We start from the raw sequence: 24985 nt of genomic DNA on the forward strand, positions 1-24985 counted from the left end.
GAATCAAGTGCCGTGAACTTTAGATTACAGCTCGATTTGGTGCACCCGCGGCTCTGCCGCCGCCGGTGGCATCTTGCCGTCGATGATCGCCGCTATGTCGCGGCGCAGGAAATCCAGCGGGCCGATCGCCGGCTGAACCTGCGGCGATATACGGGCGTTGTCGCTGGCCGATTTCAGCACACGGCGATCCTGCTGCAGGGCAAAGGCAAAGAGCGGCCGGAAAGCAAGCGCCTTGAGTTCGCCGAACAGGCCCTGTCGCGGGCCGATCAGCCAGCCGACGCCTTCGACGGTCCGTTCGTCCGCCTGACGCAAATGGAAAGTGGTCGCCAGCGCCAAGCCGCCCTTGCCCCAATATTCGAGTTCGACGATGCCGGGATGGCGGTAGCGGCCGATGGTCTTGGCGCGCTCGCCTTCCAGCAGCCGGCTGACCAGCCCCTGTTGGCGGTCCTCGCCGGTGTAGCAGCTTTCGACCCAGCCCTTGCCGCCGGTCACCTCGACGCGCACGAGATGGCGCTTTGCGGTCAGGCCGCGCAGCACACCCTTGTGGGTGAAGTGGGTGTGAGTGGCGTCGAGAATGTTCTCGGCGGCGTCGAGCACCGTCGATCGCGCCGAGCTTCGCACCCGCTTCACGACGACATCCTTGCCTTGCATGCAATGGAGATAGGGCTCGCCCTCAGGCGTGCCTGCCGAGACGAAGACGACGCCGTCGCGCTCGATCGCGCTGTAGCGGCGGATACGGTAATGCGGGACGTCGCCGACATGGCCGGGAATGGCGGTGCAGCGCCCTTCCCCATTGTAGCGCCAGCCATGATAGGGACATTCGATCTCGCCACCGACGACCTTGCCGGTCGAGAGTTCGACCAGGCGGTGAGCGCAGCGGTCGAAGAGGGCGGCAATGCCTTTCGCCGAGCGGAACAGCACCAGTGGCGCGCCGTCGAACAGGATGCGCTTCGGCTTGGCTTTGATGTCGGCAGACCGCATCACCGCCTGCCAATAGTCTTTGTCTTTCTGCTGCCGGGTGTCGCTCAAAGTTCAAATCTCCTGAGCAGGGGAATGCCGATCTTCGCGAGCACAAATTCCATGATCCGCACCGCCATGCGTTGGCGGCGCGGCAGATGGGCAGCATAGACGGCGTTGTATTCCACCGTCGCCACGGCGCCGCGCAAGCGTTTGAAGGCGGCGGCACCGGCGCTCATGTTGAAGAACAGGCCGTGCGCCGTCGCATGATCCTGAGCCAGCGCCATCATCATGCGGTAAAGGCCTTCGCTCACCGGGAGGCCGGTGTCGTAGCCGACGATGGGCTGCGTCAGTGTCCTGCCGTTCTGAGACAAAGCGGCGACGGCGACCAGTTCACCGCCGGGACGACGCAGGCCTGCCAGTTGCAGGATGCCGCGACGGTGCGTCTCGCCGATATAGCGGGCGGTGTAGTGCGGGTTGAGCGGCGTGTATTTGTCGAGATAGAGCATCCGGTAGAGCGCTTCGGCGCGCGCATAGTCGGCCTCGGTGAAGTCGCCATTGCCGACCCGCTCGAACGGCGTCGTGCGCAGCCGCTTGCGGTCGCGCTTCATGTCGTTGGTCATGGCCGAACCGCGGCCGGCGAAGATGTAGATTTGCCGCGCCGCCAGCATTCGAAAACCCTCCGCCTTCAGCGCTGCGATTGTCGAGGGATCGGCGATCTCGTTCAGGGAGCGGATGAGAACAGCGCGATCGGGAAAACGCGCCGTGAGATCGTCGCGGATCGCAGCGACCGCGTTGCGATCGAGCAGCGGCACCGGATTGGTCGAATAGAGCCAGTTGTTGACCTGAACCTGATGGTCGAGGCCGCTCATCCTGACCAGCGGCGCGCACAGGCCGATCAGCATCCGCATCGTTTTTTGCAGCAAGGGCGAGGAGACGAAATTGCGGGTCTCGTCGATGGCATAGTCGATATAGGCGCTGGACGGGCAGCAGATGTAGCAGTTCGGCGCTTCGCTTCTGTCGTTCAGCGTCAGCGGAAAGGAGCGGCCGGCGATCTCGAAGGTTTCGACAGCCACTGTCAGATTGCGCACGAGGTCGCGCACCGGCACCTCGTTGAAAAGCTGAACGAAGGCTTCGACCTCACGCGGGTTGTTTTCTACCCGGTTCGTCTGATCGAGTGGCAACATAGCGAGCCGGTTCATGATGCCGCTCCCAGGTGGCATTCGACCCGACGCAGTTTGCGGCCGGTCTCCAACGGCAGGTCCCTGCGAACAAGGCTGACCGAAGCTGTCGCCTGGCGCGCCGCCAGCAAATTGCGCACGGACTGATGGGCGGCGGTGGCGGCTTCGTCGGCAAGCCCGGGGGCCAGGCTGAGTTCGATTGCATCTTCAGCGGTCTGGACCAGGCGGAAATCGTCGATGCGCCGGTCGGCCTTGAGCACCGCATTGCGTAGTATGTCGGGCGTGACGAGGAGCTGCCCGTGCGGCGAGGCGAGCCGGAAAGCGTCGTCCATGCGGCCGACGATCTCGTCCAGCGTGCGCAGCGGCGAGCCGCAGCGGCATGGCTTTTCGGACAGCCGCAGCAAGTCGTTCATCCGGTAGCGCGCCATGATCTGGGTCCGGCGGCGAAAGGCGGTGATCAGCGGCATGACCAAGCCGTCGCCGGCCGGTTCGAACTCGAAGAACACCGAATCCTCGGCCAGATGCAGCCCGCCCTGGCGGCAGGTGACGGCGAACAGCCCTTCGGTCGCCATGTAGATCTGGTCGACCTGACCACCAAAGAATGCCTCGATGACCGGCCGGTCAACCGGGTCGAGCGTTTCGGCGGCGCTGAAGACACGCTGCGGCTTGAGCCGAAAGCCCTCGGCCGCGAAGTGCCGCAGTATCTTCGGTGGCGCGATGATCACCGTCGGCGCGAAATCTTCGAGAGCGCCGCGCCAGCTCTCCGGACCGCGCGTCAGATCGAAGAAGCGCAGGTCGATACGCCGCGATTTGCGCGCGCTATCGTAGAGCCCGGTGTTTTGCGGCAGGATCACCGCAACGCGCTGCCGGCGCCAGAGCAGATCGGGCACGGCTTTGGCCAGGATGGTGCCCAGCCAGCGGTATTTTTCCGCCTCGGAAATGACGAACAGGCCACGATTGCCCGACGTGCCGGTGCTGGAGCCGACAGTCAGCTCGCCAATGCGGCTATCGCCGGCCTGCGCCTTCCAGGCCTCGGCGGCCGAGACGCCATGAATGTTGAAGCGCTCGAAATTGCCCATCACCGTCGCCTTGTCGGTCACCGGCAGGTCGCCGAGAAGACGCGGCGCCTTGCCGTAGAACGGCGCGCGCGGCAGGTCGCGGTCGAGAAAGCGGCGCAAGGCTTGCGCCTGCCAGCGCTCGAAACTCTCGCGGCTTTTGCGCGAAACCCATTGCATCAGCGCAAACGAGCGGATCGCTTCGGCCGGCCCGTTCACGCGCTCTCTCCGGCCACATCGTAGGCCGTCACCGCCGGATCATGACAAAGAACAACCTCGCCGCCGGTCGCCAGAAACCGACGCAACATTACGCTGGTCGGCTCGATCGCGGCGGCATCCTCGGCCAGCAGGGTTGCAGGCAGACCGGGAGTTCGGTTTTCCACCAATGCTCTGATCAGCCATTGCGCATCGACGGCGTAGAGCAGCGGCCGCTCCAGATTGGGGAACAAAAGGCCGAACTGGCCATCGGCATGGCCGGGCAGATCGACTGCGACGACGCTGCCGTCGCCGAACAGATCGGCGCCGCCTGGCACGCCGCCGCGAGGTTCGATCCGCCGCTTCGACGACAGCCCGTCGAGTCGGGCCTCGAAGTCAGACGGGAACAGTTCCTTGAAGACGCCATGGCGCAGATTCTGCCGGGAAGTCTTGGCCTTCGCCCGCGCCCAGGCGGTGTCATTGGCGATAAGCCGAGCGTTGGGAAACAGCGACAGGCCCGACATGTGGTCGGCATGGAAATGCGTGACAATGACGGTGCGCACGTCCTGCGGCGAGAGGCCGAAGCGCGCCAGTACCGCGAGCGGCTGCTCGGCTTCGTTGAGCTGGGGCCGGAGGATCGCACTGTAAAGACGCAGCGCCGTGCTGCGCCCACTGCCTTGTGTCACATGCGGCGTGTAGCCGGTATCGATCAGGACGGGGCCGGCTCGCGGATGCATGATCAGGCCGTAGCGGACACGTAGCCTGACCTTCGCCCAGCTGCCGCCGCGCAGGATCAGGCGCTCGGCTGCGCTGACAGAGGCGCTGTTGGCGAAGACGATCTTCACGCTGCCCTCCTGCTTTCCATCGCCTTGCCGAATGTGCGATCGAGCCCTTCCTCGAACGACACTTTCGGCGCCCAGCCGAGGATGCGGCCTGCCTTGGAAAGATCGAGGCTCTGCGCATAGGCGAACAGGCCAAGACCGTAGCGCGTCACCGGCGGTTCCGGGCGGCCGGGCAATATATTCGCTACCGCCTCCGCTATCCCGGCCGTCAGCATGGCGGGCCAGAGCGGCATTCTGCGCCAGCGCGGCTGCACGCCGGCGCGGGCGCAGGCCGCCTCGGCAATGCGGCGGACCGGCACCACTTCGCCGCCGGAGATGTTGAATATCTGTCCCTCGGCAGCGCTCCCGGCGGAGAGCGCGGCAAGCACCGCATCGACGACATCCTCTATATAAGTGAGATCGATGCGCGCCTTGCCGTCGCGAAACAGCGGCAGCGGGCGCTGCCGTGCCACCTGCAGCAGACGCGGCAGCAGCGTGCGGTCGCCGGGACCGTAGAGGCCGCGCGGCCGCAGCACCACCGGGCTGATCTCAGGCGCCGCCAGCACGATCTCCTCGGCCTGCCGCTTGGTGCGGGCATAGTGATTGACCGGAGGGGGCAAGGCCGCATTCTCGGAAACTCCGAGCTGGTCGCGATAGGCGAAACAGACCGTCGGGCTGGAGATATGGACGAAGCGGCGCACGCCTTGCCCGCGCGCGAAATCGCTGAGGTTGCGGGTAGCTGTGACATTTCCCGTCTGGAAATCCGCCAACCTGCCGAAGGGCGCGGAAAGTGCCGCGCAGTGGATGATCGCATCGACGCCGTCGAGAGCGCGCGCGGCAGCTGCATCGAATGGTTGAGACAAATCGAGCCGAACGACCCGATGACCAGCGGCTTCGAGCGCCGCGCAGCGTTTGGCGTCCCTGCCAAGACCCAGCGCCGGTGTGCCCACTGCCGCCAGCCGCGCCATGATATGCGCGCCGAGGAAGCCGCTGGCGCCGGTGACGAGGACGCGTCCCACGGTCATGCTTCCAGCGCCATGCCGCCGAACGACACGCCGGCCGAGGTGCCGAGGAACAGCACTTTGGCGCCGGGCACAATGCGTTGTTCGCGGCGCGCGACGTCGAGCGCAAAGGGGATGGAAGCGGCGATCTGATTGCCGTAGCGCGCCGCGATGTCGACGAGCTTTTCCCTGGCGAAGCCGGTCTGGCGCGCCATGTGGGCGAGCGCGAAAGGGCTTGCCTGATGCGGCACGACGAGGTCGACATCGTCGTGACGCCAGCCGGCGCGATCGAGCAACTCCGCTACAAAGCCGTTGAAATGGCGTGACGTGACGCGAAACAGTTCCTTACCCTCCATGTGGAACAGGCTGTGGCGGGCGAATTCCTCGGGCTCACGATGAAAGTCGAACCGGGTGCCGCCGGAGCCGATGCTGCAGGCCGCATAGGCGGAAGGGTAGGTGCGCATCAGATTGGCCGCCACCCCACCTTCGCCAGGGGCTGCCTGTTGCAGCACGGCGGCCGCCGCGCCATCGCCGAAGAGGGCCGCAATTTCCGGCTGGTCCTGCCACGGCAGGGCGCGCGAGGCGATTTCAGACGAGAACACCAGCGCCGTCCGGCATTGCCCGGCCTCGATCAGGCGCGACGCGGTCTCGAAGGCTGTGAGGAAACCGAGGCAGGTGCTGTTGACGTCGAAGGCGGCCGCCGACCCATCGGCAAGGCCGAGGCGCTGCATGACCAGCGGAGCCGTCGACGGCAACGGCTGATAAGGCACGCCGCAACCGCCGATGACCAGATCGACACTGCCTGCCTCAAGTTCGGCATCGGCAAGCGCCAGACGGGCTGCGGCACAAGCAAGGTCGACCTGCGATTCGGCGTCGCAGACATAGCGTTCGATGACGCCGGTCGCGGCCTCGAAATGTCCATCGCCAAACCCCAGCCGCGCATCGAGGGCGCGCGACGTCACGCATCGAGCCGGCACGGCCCGCCCGGTTCCGATGATCCTGATCCGCATTCTCAGCCCGCCCAATGAGCCTGCATCCAGTCAATCCATAAAACGGATCCAATGTGATGGCCATCATCAAGACGAATGCGTGGGAACTATGGAGCCTTCAGTGGATTGCGGCTAGAATCTCTCGCAAGTATAAAGACCCGTACGGGGGCGATTATGGCCAGATCTTTTTTCCGCTTTATTTCTTCAATTTTTGGCGCGTCCGACGCCAGACAGGAAGGAAAAGCCGAGGCCAACAGAGCCAATACAGGGGGCTTGATCAGAGCCGAATGGCCCCATGACTATCAGTTCCTCTTTATCGAACCACCTGCGAACGAAGTCGCGGAAGCGTTGGACGGCTGGAAGTGGATCGGACTGGATGGCCTTGAACCAGCTGCGGTGTCAGCTTTCGGCGACATATTTTTCCGTGCCGGCGACGGGTCGGTTCGTCATCTCGATATGCTCGACGGGAAATTGACCAGAATTGCGGGTCATTGGGCGGAATTTCAGGCCGACTTGCAGAATGAAGCGCGCCGCGACGAGTTGCTGCTGGCGGGCCTTGTCGTTGCCGCCCGAAAGAACCGACTGATTCCGGCAGCCGGCCAATGCTATGATTTCAAGAAGCCGCCGGTGCTTGGCGGCGAAATGAGTCTGCGAGAGATGGAAACGACGTTTTTCGTTGTGAAGGTGCATATCGCCGGCCAAATCCATCGGCAGGTGAAAGATCTCCCGCAGGGCGCGAAGATAAACAAGGTTACGATCAGCGACCGATAACGCGACTTACGCCTTGCGCTCCCAGCGACGGTCGGGCGTCTGCTGCCAGTAGGTGACAGCGTGGCCCGCTTCTTTCAACACCTTCCAATGCGTCCGCGCCCCTTCGACCTGGGCCGCGTCATGGCCGTCGAACAGTAACACGGCGCGTTCGTAGCCGGCGAGATCGGCGGGTGCGGCGCCATCGACGAGGAAGCGTATCTGCGCCTGGTTGGGGTTGGCGTCGCTCGTGGTGAGCAGGATTGGCTGTTCGGCCGGATGGGCTTCACGGTCGGTCGCGTGCGCGAGGAACGAATCGTCCCTGAATGTCCACAGATGCAGGTCGAGCGCATCGCGCCGCTCCTCGGTCCCGGTCTGCACCACGGCGCGCCAGCCGCGATCGACGCTGCGCTCGAGCAGGCCGGGAAGCGCATCCTCCAGCGTCGATTCGGTCAGGTGGTAGAACAGGACATCGGCCATTCCCTGCCTTATCCCTCGTAATTGTCGCGCACCAGCCGGTCGAGCAGCCTGACGCCGAAACCCGAGCCCCAGGACTGGTTGATCTCGCTCGGCGGAGAGCCCATCGCGGTGCCGGCGATGTCGAGATGCGCCCACGGCGTTTCCTTGACGAAGCGCTGCAGGAACTGCGCGGCGATGATGGCGCCGCCATAGCGGCCGCCGATGTTCTTCATGTCGGCGTTCTTGGAATCGATCAGCTTGTCGTATTCGGGCCCAAGCGGCATGCGCCACAGCCGCTCCTGACTCGCCTGGCCGGCCGCCGTCAACCTCTCCGAAAGTTCGTCATTGTTGGAGAACAGGCCGGCATAATGCTGGCCGAGCGCGACCATGATGGCGCCGGTCAGCGTCGCCAGATTGACCATGAATTTCGGCTGGAAGCGGTCGTTGCAATACCACAGCGCGTCGGCCAGAACGAGGCGTCCTTCGGCATCGGTGTTGAGCACCTCGATGGTCTGACCCGACATCGAGGTGACGATGTCGCCGGGGCGCTGGGCATGGCCGTCGACGGCATTTTCCACCAGCCCGACGATGCCGACGACATTGGCCTTGGCCTTTCGCGCGGCCAGCGCCTGGATGAGCCCGATGACGGCCGCGGCACCGCCCATGTCGCCCTTCATGTCTTCCATGCCGGAGGCCGGCTTCATAGAATTGCCGCCGGTGTCGAAGGTGACGCCCTTGCCGACGAAGGCGACCGGTGCGTCCTTGGCCTTGCCGCCCTTCCATTGCATGACAGCCATCCGGGCGCCGCGCGGCGAACCCTGCGCGACACCGAGGAGCGAGCCCATGCCGAGCTTCTTCATTTCCTTCTCGGTGAGGATCTCGACCTCGACGCCGAGCGCTTCCAGTTCCTTGGCGCGGGCGGCGAATTCGATCGGGCCGAGCGTATTGGCCGGTTCGTTGACAAGGTCGCGCGCCAGAAGCACGCCGTCGATGACCGCAACCTCGTCGGCGAAGGCCTTTTTCGCCGCGGCGGGATCGGCGGTGTGGATGGTCACCTTGACCGGTTTCTTCGGCTCGGCATCGTCCTTGTCTTTCCTGGTCTTGTATTTGTCGAAGGAGTAGCTGCGAAGAATGATGCCGGCGGCAAGGTTCGCCGCTTGCCTGCCGCCAATCTTTGCGCCCGGCACATCGAGGATGACGGCCACCTCCGCTGCCTTGCGCAGGGACGCGGCGATGGTGCCGCCAAGCTTCAGCCAGGCAAAGTCATCGAGGCCGGCGACCTTGCCGGCGCCGACCGCCACCAGTCGGTCGAGCGATGTTCCCTGCGGCGCCAGCACTTCGACGACACCGGCGAATTTTCCGGAAAACTCCGCCACCGGAAACGCCCGCGCCAGCGTTCCTGAGGGGTCGCAGGCCTTTGCCGGTTCGCCAAGACCACCATCGTCGGCCGCCAGCACGAAGATGCTGCCCTTTTTGGGTGCGGCAAATTTGGCGAAGGCGATCAATGGTCTCAAAGTCATCAGGTCCTGCTTTCGGGAAACGGCTCAGATTTTCAGGAAAAATGCATTCTCAGGGAAGATGCGCGACATTTGGTCGTTTTCCTTGATTTGGCAAGACTTTGCCGGAATCAGGGCTCATATGCGCAGCGGAATCGATAACGATTCGTCGCGGCACGGCTCCGCTTTCCTGCCGCAACCTTTTGTTAACCATTGATGTTCTCCCTTTCTTATCCATTGCCGCCGACACTCCGGCCTGCGGAACGGGCGATGTGGGACGGAGAATCGGATCGAACCGCCTGAAAGAAATGGCCAAACGCACCCAGTTGTACAGCCGCAGCCGGACGACTACCTTGTCGGCGGGCATGATGCCGTTCGGCAAATCGAGAAAAGCCTTACATGAAGGTCGTTGAACGCTACATCATGCGTCGCGCACTGGCGGTGTTTCTCGCTGCGCTGATCTGGACGCTGGCCATTGTCTGGACGACGCAGGTGCTTGCCCGCATCGACCTGGTCACCGACAGTGGCCAATCGGCGCTCACTTTTTTCGAGGTCGCGGGCCTCATCATCCCCACCATCATCCCGATCGTGGTGCCATTCGCCCTGGTGGTGGCGGTGGCCCAGACGCTCAGCGTCATGAACTCCGATTCGGAATTGGCCGTCATCAACGCCGCCGGCGCCTCGCGCTGGACGATTGTGCGGCCGGTCCTGCTGATCGCGCTGGCGGCCAGCGTCTTTTCCTTCGCGGTCGACAATGGCGTCGAACCCTATGCCAGGCAGAAGAACCGCCAGCTGATAGCATCCTCGCGCGCCGATCTCTTGTCGCTGATCATCCAGGAAGGCACGTTCCGCAAGATCGACGACGGGCTGTTCCTGCAGATAGGCGAGCGGCTGCCGGACAACCGGCTCGGCGGCATCTTCGTGGCCGATTCGCGCGAGGAAGGCGCCAATCTGATCTATTATGCCAAGAGCGGCAGCGTCGTCGAAAAGGGTGACGAGAAGGTGCTGATGATGAATGACGGCGTCATTCATCGCAAGACGCTGACCGGCGACCTGTCGGTCATTCGCTTCACGTCCTACGCCTTCGACCTTTCCGCCTTCATGTCGGCGGCGAACGATATCATGCTCCTGCCCAAGGACCGAACGACGCAATACCTGCTCAACCCGGATCCGAACGACAAGATCTTCCAGCGCAGGCCCGGCGCCTACAAGGCCGAGCTCGACCAGCGCTTTTCCGAATGGTCCTATTCGCTGGTGTTCGCGCTGATCGCGCTGGCCGTGGCAGGCGATGCGCGCTCACACCGCGAGGCGCGCATCCACCCGCTGATCACAGCCATCGCCATTGCGCTGTTCGTGCGCTGGCTGGGCTTCTTTGCCGCCGGCAAGGCCGACAAGATCCCGCAATACGCCTATATGGTCTATGGCGTGCCGGTCATCGCCTCGGCGGTCGCCATCTGGTTCATCGTCACCTCGCGAAGCATGGAACTGCCCGGCAGCTGGGCCGACTGGATGACGAATTTCGCCGGCCGCGTCAGCGATGGCTGGACGGCGCTCAAGCTGCGCCTCAATCGGCGCTACACATCCGGCCAGGGAGCCTGACGATGGGCTGGACCCTGGGCCGCTACTTCTTCTTTCGCTACGTGTCGATCACGATCTGGTTCTTCATCGGCCTTCTGGCGCTGGTGTTCCTGATCGACTTCACCGAGCTGTCCGGCCGCATCACCGGCCTGCCGGGCTTCACCTACGGCACGGCGGTCGCCATCTCGGCGCTGAGGATGCCGATGATCATGCTGCAGACGGTGCCGTTCGTCGGCCTGTTCTCGGCGATGGCGACGCTGGTCTCGCTCAACCGAAAATACGAGCTGGTGATTGCGCGCTCGGCCGGAGTGTCGGCCTGGCAGTTTCTGTTGCCCTGCTGCATCGGTGCGCTGTTATTCGGCATATTGTCGGTCGGCGTGCTCAATCCGATCGCCGCGCATGGCTTCTCATGGTCGGAGCAGATGGAAAACCAGCTGCGATCCGGCAATTCGAACGCGGTGGCGGCCGATGCCACGCCGTGGATCCGCCAGAAAACCAACTCCGGCGATACCATCATCGGCGCCCGCGCCATCCTGAACCAGGGCCTGGAAATGGCCGACACCGTGTTCTTCGTCCTCGATCCGCAGGGCAATATCGTCGAGCGCAAGGACGCGGCGCGGGCCTTTCTGCGCGACGGCTACTGGGAATTGCAGGACGTCAAGGTGTTCAAGGACGGCAACATCCGTTCCGAAACGACCGACCAGTTGCCAACCAACCTCAAGCCGGAATTCGTGCAGGAACGGCTGGCGCGCCCCGAAACCATCCCGTTTTACGACCTTCCCGGCAAGATTGAGGTTGCCCGCTCCTTCGGCCTCAAGGCAAATGCCTTCGCCATGCAGTTCGATTCGCTGGTGGCGTTACCGTTCCTGCTTGTGGCCATGACGCTGATTGCGGCAACAGTTTCAATGCGATTTGCGAGGATGGGGCAGTCGGCAACGATGATTCTGGGTGGCGTCCTCGCCGGCTTTCTGCTTTATGTCGTTTCGGTATTGGTCAAGGCATTCGGCGTTGCGGGATTCGTGCCCACAGCCGTGGCTGCATGGGTTCCGGTTGTCGTGGCTATGTTCTTTGGGGTGACATTCCTGCTATACAAGGAAGACGGCTAGTGAGGGAGGCGGCTTTGCGCAGCCATAGGCAGGCCGGTTTGGCGCGCCTCTATTCGGCGAGCGCCTTGGCATGCCTGCTCGCCTGCGGCGTGCTGACGGCTCCTGCGCTGGCGCAGGACGTCACCGACGTGGCAACGAAGGTTCCTTCCGGCTCCCAGATGCTGCTGGCGGCAGACACGCTCGTCTATAACAACGACAACCAGACGGTCACCGCCATCGGCGGCGTCCAGATCGACTATGGCGGCAACAAGCTCGTCGCCCAGCGCGTCGTCTATGATCGAAACACCAAGCGGCTGGTTGCCAGCGGCAATGTCGAGATCGTCAACAGCGACGGCACCAAGATCAACTCGCAGCATATCGACATTACCGACGATTTCGCTGACGGTTTCGTTAATGCGCTGCGCGTCGAAACGCCCGAAAAAGCCTATTTCGCCGCCGAAAGCGCCGAGCGCATGGGCGGCGTGCTGACAACGTTCCACAACGGCGTCTATACGGCCTGCGAGCCTTGCGAAGACAAGCCGGACAAGGCGCCGACCTGGCGGATCAAAGCCAGGAAGATCATCTGGAACGGCGAAAAGAAAACGGTTCGCTTCGAGAATGCGAATTTCGAATTCTTCGGTTTCCCGCTGGCTTACCTGCCGGCGTTCGAGATCGCCGACCCTACGGTCAAGCGCAAAAGCGGCTTCCTGATCCCCAGCATCGGCTACAACAACCGTCTCGGCGTCGGCGTCAAAGTCCCCTACTATTTTGCCCTGTCGCCGACCTACGACCTCACCGTTACCGGCAGCGGCTACACCAAGCAGGGTTTCCTCGGCGAGGCCGAGTGGCGCCAGCGCTTCAACAATGGCCAGTACACGCTGAAGCTTGCCGGAATCAACCAGCAGGACCCTGGCGCTTTCCGTGATTTCGCGGCTTTCCCCGGCGGCTACAATGTCAATTCGGGGCCAGCAGGCGATCCGAACAAGTTCCGCGGCATGATGGGCACCAAGGGCCAGTTCGCCATCAATCCGCGCTGGGACTTCGGCTGGGATATCCTGCTTCAGACCGACAAGAATTTTTCGCGTACCTATACGATCGAAGGCTACAACGACGCCGTGCATCAATCGTCGGTCTACCTGACCGGCCTAAACGACCGCAATTATTTCGATGTGCGCGCCATGCGCTTCCAGGTTCAGGAGAACACACCGGACGGCAACGTCGCATCGCGCAGCGACAAGCAGCCCTGGGTGTTGCCGTCGCTCGACTATGCCTACATCCCCGACATGTCGGTGGCCGGCGGCCAGCTGTCGTTCAACGTCAATGCACGAGTCATTCGCCGCGACGATCTCGATCAGGCCTATTTTACCCCCTATGTGCCGGGCTCAGGCGTCCAGCGCGTGCGCGGCATCGAGGGCGAATCCGGTCGCCTCACCGCCGAAGCCGAATGGAAGCGTACCTTCACCACGGACGGCGGATTGCAGTTGACGCCCCTTCTGGCTCTGCAGGGCGACGTCGACTATCTCAACGCTTCTTCGGCTTCGCTGACTGCGGTAAACCAGATGGCAACGAATGTCGGTGCCGCCGACGACATGCGGTCTTCCTTCGCCCGGTACATGGCGACCGCCGGACTTGAAATGCGCTGGCCGGTGCTGTTCTCGATGACCGGCTCCAGCCATATCGTCGAGCCGATGGCGCAGGTCTTCATGCGCCCGAATGAGCAGTATGTCGGCGGGCTCGCCGTTCCCAACGAGGATGCACAGAGCTTCGTCTTCGACGCCACGACGCTGTTCGAGCGCGACAAGTTCTCCGGCTACGACCGCGTCGAAGGCGGCAGCCGCGCCAATGTCGGGTTCCGCTATTCCGGCGCCTACGACAATGGCTGGGGCACCAACGCGATCTTCGGCCAATCCTACCAGTTGGGCGGGCGCAACTCGTTCGATTCACCGGATCTGGTCAATGCGGGCGCCGATTCCGGCTTGGAGACTTCGACCTCCGACTATGTCGGCCTTGTCGGCTTCAGCAGCCCGAGCGGCTTCTCCGGTTCGCTCAGCGGCCGCTTCGACGAGCAGACCTTCGAAGTTCGCCGTGCCGAGGTGAAGGCCGCCTATTCCGGGCTGCCGGTTTCGCTGAGCGCCAAATACGCCTTCATCCAGGCGCAGCCGCTCTATGGTTTCACCACCGACCGCCACGAAGTCACGCTCGGCGCCTCGACACACCTGGCCGAAAACTGGCGCGTCTTCGGCACCGGCACCTACGACCTGCAACAAAGCGTGCTGGTCAAGGACGGCGTCGGCTTTGCCTACAATGATTCCTGCTTCACCTACCTGATGACGTACTCGGAATCACGCGACATCAACACCAAGGAAGTGTCGCAGAATGTCGGCTTCAACCTGTCGTTCCGCACGCTCGGCGATTTCGGCTCGTCCCAAAGCTCGATCGACTCCATCCAGTAGAGCCGGCTGACGACATCGTTTTGCCGCATAAAGCGGGCACGGATTTCGCCAATATCGGGCTGGAATCGGCCAAAACCGGGTAGAATTGGGATGCTTTCGATGAGGAAATACCTGTTTTCGGCAGGATTCGCGCTCCTGTTGGCGGCGACCTCGGTCTCTGTCACCATGATGGTACCGCCGGCGTTCGCCAGTGAAATCAAGTATGTCGTCAACAACATGCCGATCACCACCGGCGACATCGCGCACCGGGCTGCCTTCCTGAAACTGCAGCGCAAGAAGGGTGACGCGGGTCAGGAAATGATCGACCAGACGCTGCGCATGGCGGAGGCCAGGCGTCTCGGCATCCGCATCTCCGACGCCCAGGTAGAGGCTGCCTATCAGCGCTTTGCCTCGAGCAACAAGATGCAGCTCAAGCAGCTCGACGGTGTCATGGCGCAGTCCGGCGTGACCAAGGAGCATTTCAAGGAATTCATCCGCTCCCAGATGGCGTGGAACCAGGCGCTGAGCGCACGCTACAGCGGCGGCGGCGGGGAGGTGAGCGAACAGGATCTGGTCAAGCGCATGCTCGAAAAAGGCGGCGCCAAGCCAAGCGCCACCGAGTACATGCTGCAGCAGGTGATCTTCGTGGTGCCGAAGGCCGAGCGCAGTGCCACACTCGCCAAACGCAAGCGCGAGGCTGAAGCCATGCGCGCCCGCTTCAATGGCTGCAACACCACGCGTGAATTCGCCAAGGGCCTGATCGACGTCACCGTTCGCGACCTCCCCCGATTGCTGGCGCCGCAACTGCCGCCGGACTGGGCCGAGCAGATCAAGGCCACCAAGCTGGGCGGCGCCACGGCCGTGCGCGAGACCGATCGCGGCATTGAATTCATCGGCATCTGCTCGTCGCGAGAGGTTTCCGACGACAAGGCGGCCCAGATGGTGTTCCAGAGCGAAGGCAGCGGCGACAAGAACGCCGACGAGCTCTCGGCCAAATATGTCGAAGAGCTGAAGGCGAAAGCCAAGATCGTTACGCGCTGAACCGGCCCAGCCGTGCGTGAGACAGAGCTTCCGCTGGCGCTGAGCGTCGGCGATCCATCCGGCGTCGGTCCGGAAATCGCCATTGCCGCGTGGCAGAGCGCCCGCGGTTCCGGTGCCGCGCCCTTCTACCTTCTCGCCGATCCGGCGCTGATTGCCGCGCGGGCGCGCCGGCTCGGCGCGGCGGTGGCAATCGCCGAGACGGTGCCGGCCCAAGCAGCTGGTGTCTTTCAACACGCCTTGCCCGTGGTGCCGCTGGCGGCCCACTTCACCGACGATCCCGGCCGGCCCGACCCGGCCAATGCCGCCGGCATCATCGAGGCCATCGATCGCGCCGTCGCCGACTGCCTTGCCGGTCACGCGGCCGCGGTCGTCACCTGTCCGATCGCGAAGAAGCCGCTCTACGATGCCGGCTTCGGCTTTCCCGGCCACACCGAGTATCTGGCGCATCTGGCCTCGCTCCACACCGGCGGCACGGTGACGCCGGTGATGCTGATCGCCGGCCCCGAATTGCGCACCGTTCCTGTCACCATCCACATCGCGCTGGCCGAGGTGCCGAAGACGCTGACGACGGAGCTGATCGTTGCCATCGCGCGCATCACCGCCGGCGATCTTGCACGCCGTTTCGGCATCGCCAGGCCGAGGCTCGCGCTTGCCGGCCTCAATCCGCATGCCGGCGAAAGCGGCGCCATGGGGACAGAGGACGAGCACATCATTCGTCCTGCGGTCGACATGTTGCGGGCGCAAGGCATCGATGCCTTCGGACCGCTGCCGGCCGATACGATGTTTCATGCGCGCGCCCGCGCCGGCTACGACGTGGCGGTCTGCATGTATCATGACCAGGCGTTGATCCCGGCCAAGGCGCTGGCCTTCGACCAGGCCGTCAACGTCACGCTTGGCCTGCCGTTCATCCGCACCTCGCCCGATCACGGCACAGCCTTCGACATCGCCGGCAAGGGCATCGCACGTCCCGACAGCCTGATCGCGGCGCTAAAGCTGGCCCGCCGGCTGGCCGATACCGGCGCAAAGCCCGCAGTTGCATGAGCCAAAAATCATGAGCCCAAATCATGAGCCCAAAATTCATGAGCATTGACGGGCTGCCGCCGCTGCGCGAGGTGATCGAGCGCCATGGACTGCAGGCAAAGAAGGCGCTTGGCCAGAATTTCCTGCTCGACCTCAATTTGACCGGCAAGATCGCGCGCGTCGCCGGGGACCTTAGCGACAGTACGGTAATCGAGGTCGGCCCCGGCCCCGGCGGGCTGACCAGGGCGCTGCTCGCTGCCGGTGCCCGCCGCGTCGTCGCCATCGAGCGCGACGAACGCTGCCTTGCGGCCTTGGCCGAGGTCTCCAACCACTATCCGGGCCGGCTCGAGGTGATCAGCGGCGATGCGCTGAAGACGGATTTTGCCGCTCTTGCCAAGACCGCGTCACAAGGCAGCCCGGTGAGGATTGCCGCCAACCTGCCCTACAATATCGGCACCGAGCTGTTGATCCGTTGGCTGACTGTGGCGGACTGGCCACCCTTCTATCAATCGATGACGCTGATGTTCCAGCGCGAGGTGGCCGAGCGCATTGTCGCCGGTTTCGGCAGCGATGCTTATGGCCGGCTCGGCGTGCTGGCGGGCTGGCGGACCGAGGCGAGGATCGCCTTCGACGTGCCGCCGCAAGCGTTCACGCCGCCACCCAAGGTAACGTCCTCGGTGGTGCATCTGGTGCCGCGCGCCAGCCCTTTGTCAACCGACGTGAAAAAACTCGGTCGCGTCACCGAAGCCGCTTTCGGCCAGCGCCGGAAAATGCTGCGGCAGAGCGTGAAGAGCCTGGGTGGCGAGGCACTGCTGACGCGCGCCGGCATCGATCCGACCCGGCGTGCGGAGACGCTCAGCGTCGAGGAATTCGTGCGGCTGACAAACGCGGTTTGACCGGCGGCGCTGGCGCGGCCGTGGACCCAAATCGCATCCTGTGTGACAGCGACGACAAGCAGCATATAGCGGCATGCAGTTGCCGGTGAGTCGCCGAGCGTGATATTGTCGTCATATGAAAAAGAGTACCTCAAGCCACCGGCCGACCCAAAATGGCCAGTTTGTCCTGACCAGCGGCAGGGGCGAAAAAATCAGCGCGGTTGAAGGCTTGAAGCTATCGCAACGTATGGGCATCATTCTGAAGGAAAGCCGTGAGCGCGGCCTGAGCGGGGATGAGCGCAGGGCGCTTATCAAGGACCAAGTAACCCGCAAGAAGTAGGATCGGCAGGTGGTCTATGCCGCTGAACATGATCCGCTGTGCTACCCAGGCACGACCGTTCTCCGCAACAGGCTGAATATCAAAGACCAGGCCCAACTCGATGAATTCGAGTTGGCACTTTTCCTGACCAGGGCCGACGAACATATCCCCGCAGGCCGTCTGGATTTCGAGCACTACAAGGCTGTCCATCATCACCTGTTCCAGGACGTTTATGAATGGGCGGGAGAGGTTCGCGCCATCCGCATCGGCAAGGGGGGGCAACTGGTTCTGCTATCCTGAGTATATCAACCAGGAAATGCATAGAATTTTCGGCGAACTCGCCGACGGTGATTATCTCTGCGAACTCGACCTCGACGCCTTCGCCGTTCGGGCCGCGCATGTTTTGGCCGAAATCAATGCCGTCCACCCGTTTCGCGAAGGCAACGGCCGCACGCAGCTTACCTTTCTGGCAATGCTGATGGAGAATGCGGGATTCCCATTCAATGCCGATATGCTCGGTCGCGAAAACGTCCTGAATGCGATGATTGAGAGCTTTGCCGGCGAGGAAACCCCATTGGCAGAACTCACAAAAGATATCGCCAGCCAGTAACAGATGTCCACAGCGTCATATTGCCAGATCGTTTGCCAAAGACGCCTTCATGGGGACAGCCGGCCATCGGGGAACGACAGCTGCCTATTCCGTCTTCTCGTCCAGCAACCCCGAGACGAAATCGAACAGCCCGGGCCGGCGGTCGCGCCGCAGCCTTTCCGCCGTCACGATGCCACGCACTTCGGCGAAGGCGCGGTCGAGATCGTCGTTGACGATGACAAAGTCATATTCCTTCCAGTGCTCGATCTCGTTGCGGGCGTTCTTCAGCCTGGTCTCGATCACGTGCTCCTGGTCCTCGGCGCGGCGCTTGAGGCGCGACTTCAATTCCTTCATCGACGGCGGCAGGATGAAGATCGAGACGATGTCGGCGCGCATCTTCTCCTTGAGCTGCTGGGCGCCTTGCCAGTCGATGTCGAAGAGCATGTCACGGCCCTGCGCCAGCGCCAGTTCGGCCGGCTCGCGCGGCGTCGCGTAGCAATTGCCGTGCACCTCGGCCCATTCGAGCAACGCGTCGGAATCGCGCAGCCGCTCGAACTCGCGCGTGGTGCGGAAGTGATAGTGGACGCCCTCGATCTCCGAGCCGCGGCGTGGCCTTGTGGTGACCGAGACCGATAATTCCAGGCTGCCGTCGCTTTCCAGCAGGTTGCGCGCGATCGTCGACTTGCCGGCGCCCGACGGCGACGACAGAACCAGCATCAGCCCGCGGCGGCGAATGCGGGATCCGAGATCCCTGGCAACCATCGGCTCTTTGCCACCCATTCGGGTTTACTCCAGATTCTGGACCTGTTCGCGAAACTGGTCGACCACCGCCTTCAGTTCCAGCCCGATGGCGGTGACAGTGGCGGCGTTCGACTTGGAACACAGCGTATTCGATTCGCGGTTGAATTCCTGCGCCAGAAAATCGAGCTTGCGGCCGATGGCGCCGCCATTTGCCAGCAGCGCTCTGCCCGACGCCACATGCGTCTTCAGCCGGTCGATCTCTTCACGGATATCGGCCTTGGTGGCCAGGAACGCCGCTTCCATGTGCAGCCGGCCGGCATCGAGATTGGCCGACGCATCCATCAGCAGCCGCACCTGTTCGGCGATCCGCTCGCGGATTGCCGCCGGCTCGCGCGACGGGTCGGCCTCGGCTTGAAGCGTCAACGCTTCGATGGCGTCGATATGGCCGGAAAGCAGCGAACGCAGCGCTCCGCCCTCGCTCTGGCGTGCCTGCTCGAGGCCTGTAAGCGCCGTTTCCAGCGCCGACAGGATTGACGCGTCGAGTGCTGCCCGCACCTCCTCGGTTTCGCTGGTTTCAGGGATATCGAGCACGCCGCGCAGGGAAAGCAGACCGTCGGCAGTTGCCGGACCAACACCGAACTGGTCCTGCAGCCGCTTGGCCAAGCCCGCCAGATCCCTGAGGAAGGCTTCGTTGACCACTGGCTGCGCCTGCTGGCCGGCGGCGCGGCCGACGGTCAGCGTCGCCTGGAAATTGCCACGCGAAAAGCGCTTCTGCAGCGTCTGCCGCACAGTCGGTTCGAGCCGCTCGAAACCTTGCGGCAGCCGCAACCTGACCTCGACGCTCTTGCCGTTGACCGACTTGACCTCCCAGGCGATCGAGGCGCCGTCATGTTCGGCAACAGTGCGTGCAAATCCGGTCATGCTCTGCAAATTCATGATGCGGCTCGTGTCTCCCTGATGGTCCGATTCTAACAATTGCGCATGCGTTCGATATCACGGGCAGCGCGAATGTCAGAATCGCAATACCGGCAAGATGTTGATTTCCGCTGTCGTTTCGATCTCGCAGGGCTGAAATCGAGATTCAGAGGCACCCGAGCAAGACCGAAAACGCTTCGAACCCCGCTACTCGTTCAAAGCAGCAGCGCGTCCGCCTCTGTCCGCGTCGCTTAAGGTCGATCCGTCTGAAAGCGCCGGCCTGCTACTGGGCGGCACCCGTATCGCCGGCATCACCGCTGTCACCGGCGGCATCGCCACTTGCGTCACCGTTGTCGTCGCCATCCGCCGGCGCATCGGTCTGGCCCGGAGTCTTGGCGCCCTTGGCGGCGTCTTCAGCCTGCTTCTTCTGCAGTGCCCGGTAGCGGGCAACGTTCTCATTGTGCTCGGCAAGCGTGGTGGCAAAGACGTGGCCGCCGGTGCCGTCGGCGACGAAATAGAGATCATCGGTCTTCGACGGGTTGGCGACGGCTTCGAGCGCGGCGCGGCCGGGATTGGCGATCGGCGTCGGCGGCAGGCCATTGATCAGATAGGTGTTGTAAGGCGTCTGTTTCTGGATGTCAGATTGATAAATCGGCCGGTCGGCGGGTTTGCCCTTGCCGCCGAACAGGCCGTAAATGATGGTCGGATCGGATTGCAGCCGCATGCCCTTGGCCAGACGGTTGAGGAAGACGGCGGCAACGCGCGAGCGCTCGTCGCCCCGGCCGGTTTCCTTTTCGACGATCGAGGCCAAGGTGACGAAGTCGTCGACATTGGCCAGAGGCAGGTCGGGCGCGCGCCGCTGCCAGACCTCGTCGACCAGCTTCTTCTGGTCGGCGAGCAGCTTGTCGACCATCTGTTGGCGCGTGGCGCCGCGGGTAAAGCGCAGCGTGTCGGTGGCGAGGCTGCCCTCAGCCGGCTTGGCGGCCGGCATGTCGCCGGTCAGCGCATCCTGCTCGGCGATGCGCTGCAGCGCCTGCTCGACCGTCAGGCCCTCGGGAATGGTCAGCGAATACATCACCGACTTGCCGCTCTTCAGAAGCTCCATGATGTCGCGCATGGAGGCGCGCGGCTTTATCTCGTATTCGCCTGCCTTCAGCGCTGAATCATTGCCATAGACCCGCACGGCGATGCGGAAGATGCGGGCATCGCTGATCAGCCCACGCCGTTCGAGCTGGTCGGCAATATCCTGGACGCCGGTGCTCGGCTTGACCAGGAAGGTGTCGCCGGCCACCGACGGGCCCGGTTCGTTGAATGCCTGCTTGCCGAAATAGAGCGAAACGCCGGCGGCGAGGATCATCAACATCACCGCGGAGATGACGAAGTTCATGAACACGACGACTTGGCTGCGCGAGGCGCGCGAGCGCTTTGGTGGTGGTGTGCCGGCTTCCGGGCGCAAAGCCTCGGCCGCGGTCTTCGGCACGATCGGGCCGGTCTGCTGGTTTTGTCCGAATTGTCCGCTGCCGCCCGGATTGGTGTTCATTAGCGCCCTACCATCTGATCTCTTAGAGCGACCATGCGCCCGATTGGACGCACAGCGTGCCCTAACATTTCAAGCCTACGCATCGTGCTTTTAAAAAAGCGCCTTCGGTTTCAGGCCGATGCGACGAATCCCCAGCGGCAGAGTAGGCTTGAATATGGCAAAATTGACGACAGACCGCTGGCGCGCCGGTCGATACCGCAATCAGCCTGTATAACGCTGGAAGACCAGCGAAGCGTTGGTGCCGCCGAAGCCGAAGGAGTTGGACAGGGCCACGTCGACCTGGCGATGCCGTGGCGTGTTCGGAACAAGATCGATCGCGGTTTCGCGTTCCGGGTTGTCAAGATTGATGGTAGCTGGCGCGATGTTGTCTCTGATAGCGAGGATCGAAAAGATCGCCTCGGCGGCACCCGCGGCACCCAGGAGATGGCCGATCGACGACTTGGTCGACGACATCGAGATTTTCGAGGCGGCGTTGCCGACCAGCCGCTCGACGGCGCCGAGTTCGATCGTGTCGGCCATGGTCGAGGTGCCGTGCGCGTTGATGTAGTCGACGTCGGCGGGCGTCAGCTTGGCCCGGTTCAACGCCGCCGTCATGCAGCGGAAGGCGCCGTCGCCGTCTTCGGCCGGTGCAGTGATGTGATAGGCATCGCCGGTCAGGCCGTAGCCGGTGACCTCGGCATAGATCTTGGCGCCGCGCGCCTTGGCGTGTTCGAGTTCTTCCAGCACGACGACCCCGGCGCCCTCGCCCATGACGAAGCCGTCACGGTCGCGGTCATAGGGACGCGAGGCCTTCTCAGGCGTGTCGTTGCGGTCGGTGGACAGTGCCCGGCAAGCAGCGAAGCCGGCAAGCGATAGTCTGGTCACCGGCGATTCCGCGCCGCCGGCCAGCATCACGTCGGCATCGCCGAAGATGATCAGCCGGGCGGCATCGCCAATGGCGTGCGCGCCGGTCGAGCAGGCGGTGACGACGGCGTGGTTGGGGCCTTTCAGCCCATGCCGGATCGATACCTGGCCAGATACCAGGTTGATAATGTTGCCGGGAATGAAGAATGGACTGATACGGCGCGGTCCGCGCTCTTTCAGGATGATAGCGTTCTCGGCGATGCCCTCGAGGCCGCCAATGCCGGAGCCGATCATGACGCCGGTGGCGCAGCGCTCGGCTTCGGTGCTGGGCTCCCAGCCGGAATCCTTCAGCGCTTCGTCGGCGGCCGCAATCCCGTAAAGGATGAAGTCGCCGATCTTGCGCAGTTCCTTGGGCTCAAGCACGGCTTCGGGATTGAGCGTGCCGTTGGTGCCGTCACCGCGCGGAATGACGTGGGCGATCTTGCAGGCAAGATCTTCCACTTCAAACTCGGTGACGCGCTTGGCAGCGCTGCGGCCGGTCAGCAGTTCCTTCCAGCTGTGCTCGAAGCCCATGCCGAACGGTGAAACCAGGCCGAGGCCCGTGACGACGACACGCCTCATCGCAGGTCCTCCCCGGTGATGACTGCGGATAGCGTCAGGCCGAAGCCTTGTCGATGTACTTCACGGCATCGCCGACGGTCAGGATGGTCTCGGCCGCATCGTCCGGAATCTCGACGCCGAACTCTTCTTCGAACGCCATGACGAGTTCGACCGTGTCGAGGCTGTCCGCGCCCAGATCATCGATGAAGCTCGCCTGCTCCGTCACCTTGTCGGCATCGACGCCAAGATGTTCAATGACGATCTTCTTGACGCGCTCTGCGGTGTCACTCATTTGGGCATCCTCGTCTTTTGTTTGTCTGTCTTCGTTAGCGGGCAGAATGCCGCTAATCAAGCTGAAAGATGGTCCTGCCGGAAACGCAACGGTGCCGGACCGGTTTTTGCCCGAACCGCCGGGTTGCGGGCCGCATTACACGAAAATTGGCTAAGGTCCAAGGCGAAATGGTCTCTTTTCACAAGCCGACCCTGTCCCGTCAAATCATCGCCATGCCGCCGTTGACGTGGATGGTCTGGCCGGTGACGTAGGCGGCTTCGTTGGAGGCGAGATAGGCGACGGCCGACGCCACTTCAACACTCGTGCCCATGCGGCGCGTCGGGATCGCCGCCATGATCGCGTCTTTCTGCTTGTCGTTGAGCTTGTCGGTCATGGCCGATTCGATGAAGCCCGGGGCGACGCAGTTGACGGTGATGTTGCGGGTGGCGATCTCCTGCGCCAGCGACTTGGAAAAGCCGATCATGCCGGCCTTGGAGGCGCAATAATTGGTCTGGCCTGGGTTGCCGGTGACGCCGACCACCGAGGTGATGTTGATGATGCGGCCATAGCGGCGGCGCATCATCGGATGGGTCAGCTCGCGGGTCAGCCGGAACACGGCGGTGAGGTTCACCTCCAGCACGCTGTCCCAATCCGCGTCCGCCATGCGCACGAACAGGCCGTCCTTGGTGATGCCGGCATTGTTGACCAGTATGTCGACGCCTTCGAGTTCGGCTTCGGCCTTCTGGCCAAGCGCCTTGACCTCGTCACGGTCGGCAAGATTGGCCGGGAACAGCTTTACCCGGTCGCCGAGTTCGCCGGCCAGGGTCTCCAGTTTCTCGACGCGGGTGCCGTGCAAGCCGACAATGGCGCCTTGCGCATGCAGCACCCGGGCAATCGCCTCGCCAATGCCGCCCGATGCGCCGGTGACGAGCGCCTTGCGGCCGGTCAGTTCGAACATTTTCGTCTCCTGATCTTAAGAGAACACCCTTCCCACGGGAGGGGTTGAATCGCCAGTGGATTATGCAAGCGCGGCCAGCGCCGCCTCGACATCGGCCGGCGTGCCGACGGCCGATGTGGCGATGTCGCGGCTGATCCGCCGCGCCAGGCCGGAAAGCACCTTGCCGGCGCCGATCTCAAAGAGCGTGGCGACGCCATTGGCGCCGAACCACTCCACCGTTTCGCGCCAGCGCACGCGGCCGGTGATCTGCTCGACCAGGCGGCGCGCGATCTCGTCGGGGTCGCTGGTCGGGACTACAGTGACGTTGGAGACGACGGGCACCACCGGTGCATTCTTGGTCACGCCGGCCAGCGCCTCGCGCATGACATCGGCCGCCGGCGCCATCAGCGCCGAATGGAAGGGTGCGGAGACCTGCAGCATCAGCGCCCGCTTGGCGCCCTTTTCGGTGCACAGTTTCGCGGCGAGTTCCACCGCCGCCCTGGCGCCGGAGATCACCAGCTGGCCGCCGCCATTGTCGTTGGCGATCTGGCAGACCTTGCCGGATCCCGTTGCGGCCTCGGTGCAAGCGGCTTCGACGTCGGGCTGTTCCAGTCCGATGATCGCCGCCATGGCGCCCTCGCCGGCCGGCACCGCCGCCTGCATGGCGTTGCCGCGGATGCGCAGCAGCCGGGCGGCATCGGCGACCGAAACGAAACCGGCCGCGGCAAGGGCGGAATATTCGCCGAGCGAATGACCGGCAACGTAGGCAACCTTGTCCTTCAGCGAAAAGCCGCGCGCTTCCAGCGAGCGGATTCCCGCCAGCGAGACCGCCATCAGCGCCGGCTGGGCATTGGCAGTCAGGGTCAGCGCCTCTTCCGGGCCTTCCCAGATCAGTTTCGACAGCTTTTCGCCCAGCGCATCATCGACTTCCTCGAACACCCTGCGTGCCTCGGGGAAGGCGTCGGCGAGGTCCTTGCCCATGCCGACAGCCTGGCTGCCCTGTCCCGGAAAGGTGAATGCGACGGCCATTTGGGCGCTCTCCAGCGGCTGATTTTTACTGCCTGTGACGCAAGGCGGACCGCCAAGTCAAGCCCGGAGGGGGTATTTCGGCTCTCGCTTGAACCGGAGCTGACCCCGAGTCCCTGTTCCCAAAGGCTTTTTGCCGATCACACCTGATGAAAACCGCTCACGAATCGTTTGCTGGCTCTTCTTATTTTCGCCACAGGCGCTAGCTTTTGCATGACAGTTCTATGACAGAACGGTGGCGCGAGTGGAAATACGCGTTGCTTGGGCCGGGG

General features: G+C 63.4%; 26 protein-coding genes. 10 read left to right on the forward strand and 16 right to left on the reverse strand.

Annotated features, from left to right (window positions below; translation table 11 throughout):
- Positions 1-24: 24 nt before the first annotated feature.
- From NKH54_RS27705 to NKH54_RS27730, 6 genes are read right to left on the reverse strand one after another with little or no spacing between them, the layout of a single operon-like run.
- Positions 25-1029: a Rieske 2Fe-2S domain-containing protein gene (locus NKH54_RS27705; protein ID WP_023672745.1), complete on the reverse strand. Its 1005-nt coding sequence runs from the start codon at positions 1027-1029 to the stop codon at positions 25-27.
- A complete protein-coding gene (locus NKH54_RS27710; RefSeq protein WP_353029405.1) occupies positions 1026-2159 on the reverse strand; it encodes a GNAT family N-acetyltransferase in 1134 nt (377 codons plus the stop codon). Before NKH54_RS27710 ends, NKH54_RS27705 begins: the two co-directional genes overlap by 4 nt.
- Positions 2156-3412 (reverse strand): F390 synthetase-related protein, encoded by a 1257-nt coding sequence (locus tag NKH54_RS27715; protein ID WP_353029406.1) that lies wholly within the window; start codon positions 3410-3412, stop codon positions 2156-2158. Before NKH54_RS27715 ends, NKH54_RS27710 begins: the two co-directional genes overlap by 4 nt.
- On the reverse strand, positions 3409-4233 hold the full coding sequence (locus NKH54_RS27720) for an MBL fold metallo-hydrolase (protein WP_023702939.1): 825 nt from the start codon (positions 4231-4233) through the stop codon (positions 3409-3411). The genes NKH54_RS27715 and NKH54_RS27720 overlap by 4 nt, the downstream gene beginning before the upstream one ends.
- Entirely contained in the window at positions 4230-5234 is a 1005-nt protein-coding gene (locus NKH54_RS27725; protein WP_353029407.1) for an NAD-dependent epimerase/dehydratase family protein, read from the reverse strand. Before NKH54_RS27725 ends, NKH54_RS27720 begins: the two co-directional genes overlap by 4 nt.
- Positions 5231-6172, reverse strand: a complete 942-nt coding sequence (locus tag NKH54_RS27730; RefSeq protein ID WP_352597510.1) for a 3-oxoacyl-[acyl-carrier-protein] synthase III C-terminal domain-containing protein — start codon at positions 6170-6172, stop codon at positions 5231-5233. Before NKH54_RS27730 ends, NKH54_RS27725 begins: the two co-directional genes overlap by 4 nt.
- 201 nt (positions 6173-6373) lie before the next feature.
- Here NKH54_RS27730 and NKH54_RS27735 point away from each other — a divergent pair, with 201 nt between their 5' ends.
- Positions 6374-6970 (forward strand): T6SS immunity protein Tdi1 domain-containing protein, encoded by a 597-nt coding sequence (locus NKH54_RS27735; RefSeq protein WP_023693959.1) that lies wholly within the window; start codon positions 6374-6376, stop codon positions 6968-6970.
- A gap of 6 nt (positions 6971-6976) precedes the next feature.
- Here the strand turns inward: NKH54_RS27735 and NKH54_RS27740 are convergent, their stop codons facing one another.
- Genes NKH54_RS27740 through NKH54_RS27750 form a run of 3 tightly spaced genes read right to left on the reverse strand, consistent with a single transcriptional unit; the run spans position 6977 to position 9268 of the window.
- Positions 6977-7426 carry a DNA polymerase III subunit chi gene (locus tag NKH54_RS27740; RefSeq protein ID WP_352512273.1) on the reverse strand — a complete coding sequence of 150 codons (450 nt, stop codon included), beginning with the start codon at positions 7424-7426 and terminating at the stop codon, positions 6977-6979.
- 8 nt (positions 7427-7434) lie between these two features.
- The gene (locus NKH54_RS27745) at positions 7435-8925 is read right to left on the reverse strand and encodes a leucyl aminopeptidase (RefSeq protein ID WP_023819175.1); all 1491 of its coding nucleotides are present in this window, start codon (positions 8923-8925) and stop codon (positions 7435-7437) included.
- Between the two features lie 49 nt (positions 8926-8974).
- Positions 8975-9268, reverse strand: coding sequence for a hypothetical protein (locus NKH54_RS27750; protein ID WP_155924229.1), 294 nt, complete (start codon positions 9266-9268; stop codon positions 8975-8977).
- A gap of 32 nt (positions 9269-9300) precedes the next feature.
- Here NKH54_RS27750 and lptF point away from each other — a divergent pair, with 32 nt between their 5' ends.
- From lptF to NKH54_RS27795, 9 genes are all read left to right on the forward strand, one after another.
- Positions 9301-10500, forward strand: a complete 1200-nt coding sequence (gene lptF, locus NKH54_RS27755) for an LPS export ABC transporter permease LptF (RefSeq protein WP_023672737.1) — start codon at positions 9301-9303, stop codon at positions 10498-10500.
- A gap of 2 nt (positions 10501-10502) precedes the next feature.
- Complete coding sequence (lptG, locus tag NKH54_RS27760) at positions 10503-11585, forward strand: LPS export ABC transporter permease LptG (protein ID WP_023695591.1); 1083 nt, start codon at positions 10503-10505, stop codon at positions 11583-11585.
- Positions 11585-14017, forward strand: coding sequence for an LPS-assembly protein LptD (locus NKH54_RS27765; protein ID WP_023727348.1), 2433 nt, complete (start codon positions 11585-11587; stop codon positions 14015-14017). The genes lptG and NKH54_RS27765 overlap by 1 nt, the downstream gene beginning before the upstream one ends.
- 90 nt (positions 14018-14107) lie before the next feature.
- Positions 14108-15037 carry a peptidylprolyl isomerase gene (locus NKH54_RS27770; protein ID WP_023695593.1) on the forward strand — a complete coding sequence of 310 codons (930 nt, stop codon included), beginning with the start codon at positions 14108-14110 and terminating at the stop codon, positions 15035-15037.
- A 12-nt stretch (positions 15038-15049) separates the two neighbouring features.
- A complete protein-coding gene (gene pdxA / locus NKH54_RS27775; RefSeq protein ID WP_031251538.1) occupies positions 15050-16078 on the forward strand; it encodes a 4-hydroxythreonine-4-phosphate dehydrogenase PdxA in 1029 nt (342 codons plus the stop codon).
- A 38-nt stretch (positions 16079-16116) separates the two neighbouring features.
- The gene (rsmA, locus tag NKH54_RS27780) at positions 16117-16953 is read left to right on the forward strand and encodes a 16S rRNA (adenine(1518)-N(6)/adenine(1519)-N(6))-dimethyltransferase RsmA (protein WP_023727350.1); all 837 of its coding nucleotides are present in this window, start codon (positions 16117-16119) and stop codon (positions 16951-16953) included.
- A 115-nt stretch (positions 16954-17068) separates the two neighbouring features.
- A complete protein-coding gene (locus tag NKH54_RS27785; RefSeq protein WP_353029408.1) occupies positions 17069-17272 on the forward strand; it encodes a hypothetical protein in 204 nt (67 codons plus the stop codon).
- A 9-nt stretch (positions 17273-17281) separates the two neighbouring features.
- Positions 17282-17551: a hypothetical protein gene (locus NKH54_RS27790; RefSeq protein ID WP_353029409.1), complete on the forward strand. Its 270-nt coding sequence runs from the start codon at positions 17282-17284 to the stop codon at positions 17549-17551.
- Positions 17484-17861: a Fic/DOC family protein gene (locus NKH54_RS27795; RefSeq protein WP_353029410.1), complete on the forward strand. Its 378-nt coding sequence runs from the start codon at positions 17484-17486 to the stop codon at positions 17859-17861. Before NKH54_RS27790 ends, NKH54_RS27795 begins: the two co-directional genes overlap by 68 nt.
- Positions 17862-17945: 84 nt before the next feature.
- Here the strand turns inward: NKH54_RS27795 and gmk are convergent, their stop codons facing one another.
- From gmk to fabD, 7 genes are all read right to left on the reverse strand, one after another.
- Complete coding sequence (gene gmk / locus NKH54_RS27800) at positions 17946-18620, reverse strand: guanylate kinase (RefSeq protein WP_023672729.1); 675 nt, start codon at positions 18618-18620, stop codon at positions 17946-17948.
- 6 nt (positions 18621-18626) lie between these two features.
- Complete coding sequence (locus tag NKH54_RS27805) at positions 18627-19517, reverse strand: YicC/YloC family endoribonuclease (protein ID WP_353029411.1); 891 nt, start codon at positions 19515-19517, stop codon at positions 18627-18629.
- A gap of 262 nt (positions 19518-19779) precedes the next feature.
- Entirely contained in the window at positions 19780-21036 is a 1257-nt protein-coding gene (mltG, locus tag NKH54_RS27810) for an endolytic transglycosylase MltG (RefSeq protein WP_023715070.1), read from the reverse strand.
- A gap of 201 nt (positions 21037-21237) precedes the next feature.
- A complete protein-coding gene (gene fabF, locus NKH54_RS27815; RefSeq protein WP_023685687.1) occupies positions 21238-22500 on the reverse strand; it encodes a beta-ketoacyl-ACP synthase II in 1263 nt (420 codons plus the stop codon).
- Positions 22501-22534: 34 nt separating this feature from the next.
- On the reverse strand, positions 22535-22771 hold the full coding sequence (locus tag NKH54_RS27820; protein ID WP_006203723.1) for an acyl carrier protein: 237 nt from the start codon (positions 22769-22771) through the stop codon (positions 22535-22537).
- 199 nt (positions 22772-22970) lie between these two features.
- The gene (gene fabG, locus NKH54_RS27825; protein ID WP_352462898.1) at positions 22971-23708 is read right to left on the reverse strand and encodes a 3-oxoacyl-[acyl-carrier-protein] reductase; all 738 of its coding nucleotides are present in this window, start codon (positions 23706-23708) and stop codon (positions 22971-22973) included.
- Between the two features lie 60 nt (positions 23709-23768).
- Complete coding sequence (fabD, locus tag NKH54_RS27830; RefSeq protein ID WP_023705360.1) at positions 23769-24716, reverse strand: ACP S-malonyltransferase; 948 nt, start codon at positions 24714-24716, stop codon at positions 23769-23771.
- Positions 24717-24985: the final 269 nt, after the last annotated feature.

Source organism: Mesorhizobium sp. M1004, from assembly GCF_040318795.1.
Lineage (GTDB): Bacteria > Pseudomonadota > Alphaproteobacteria > Rhizobiales > Rhizobiaceae > Mesorhizobium.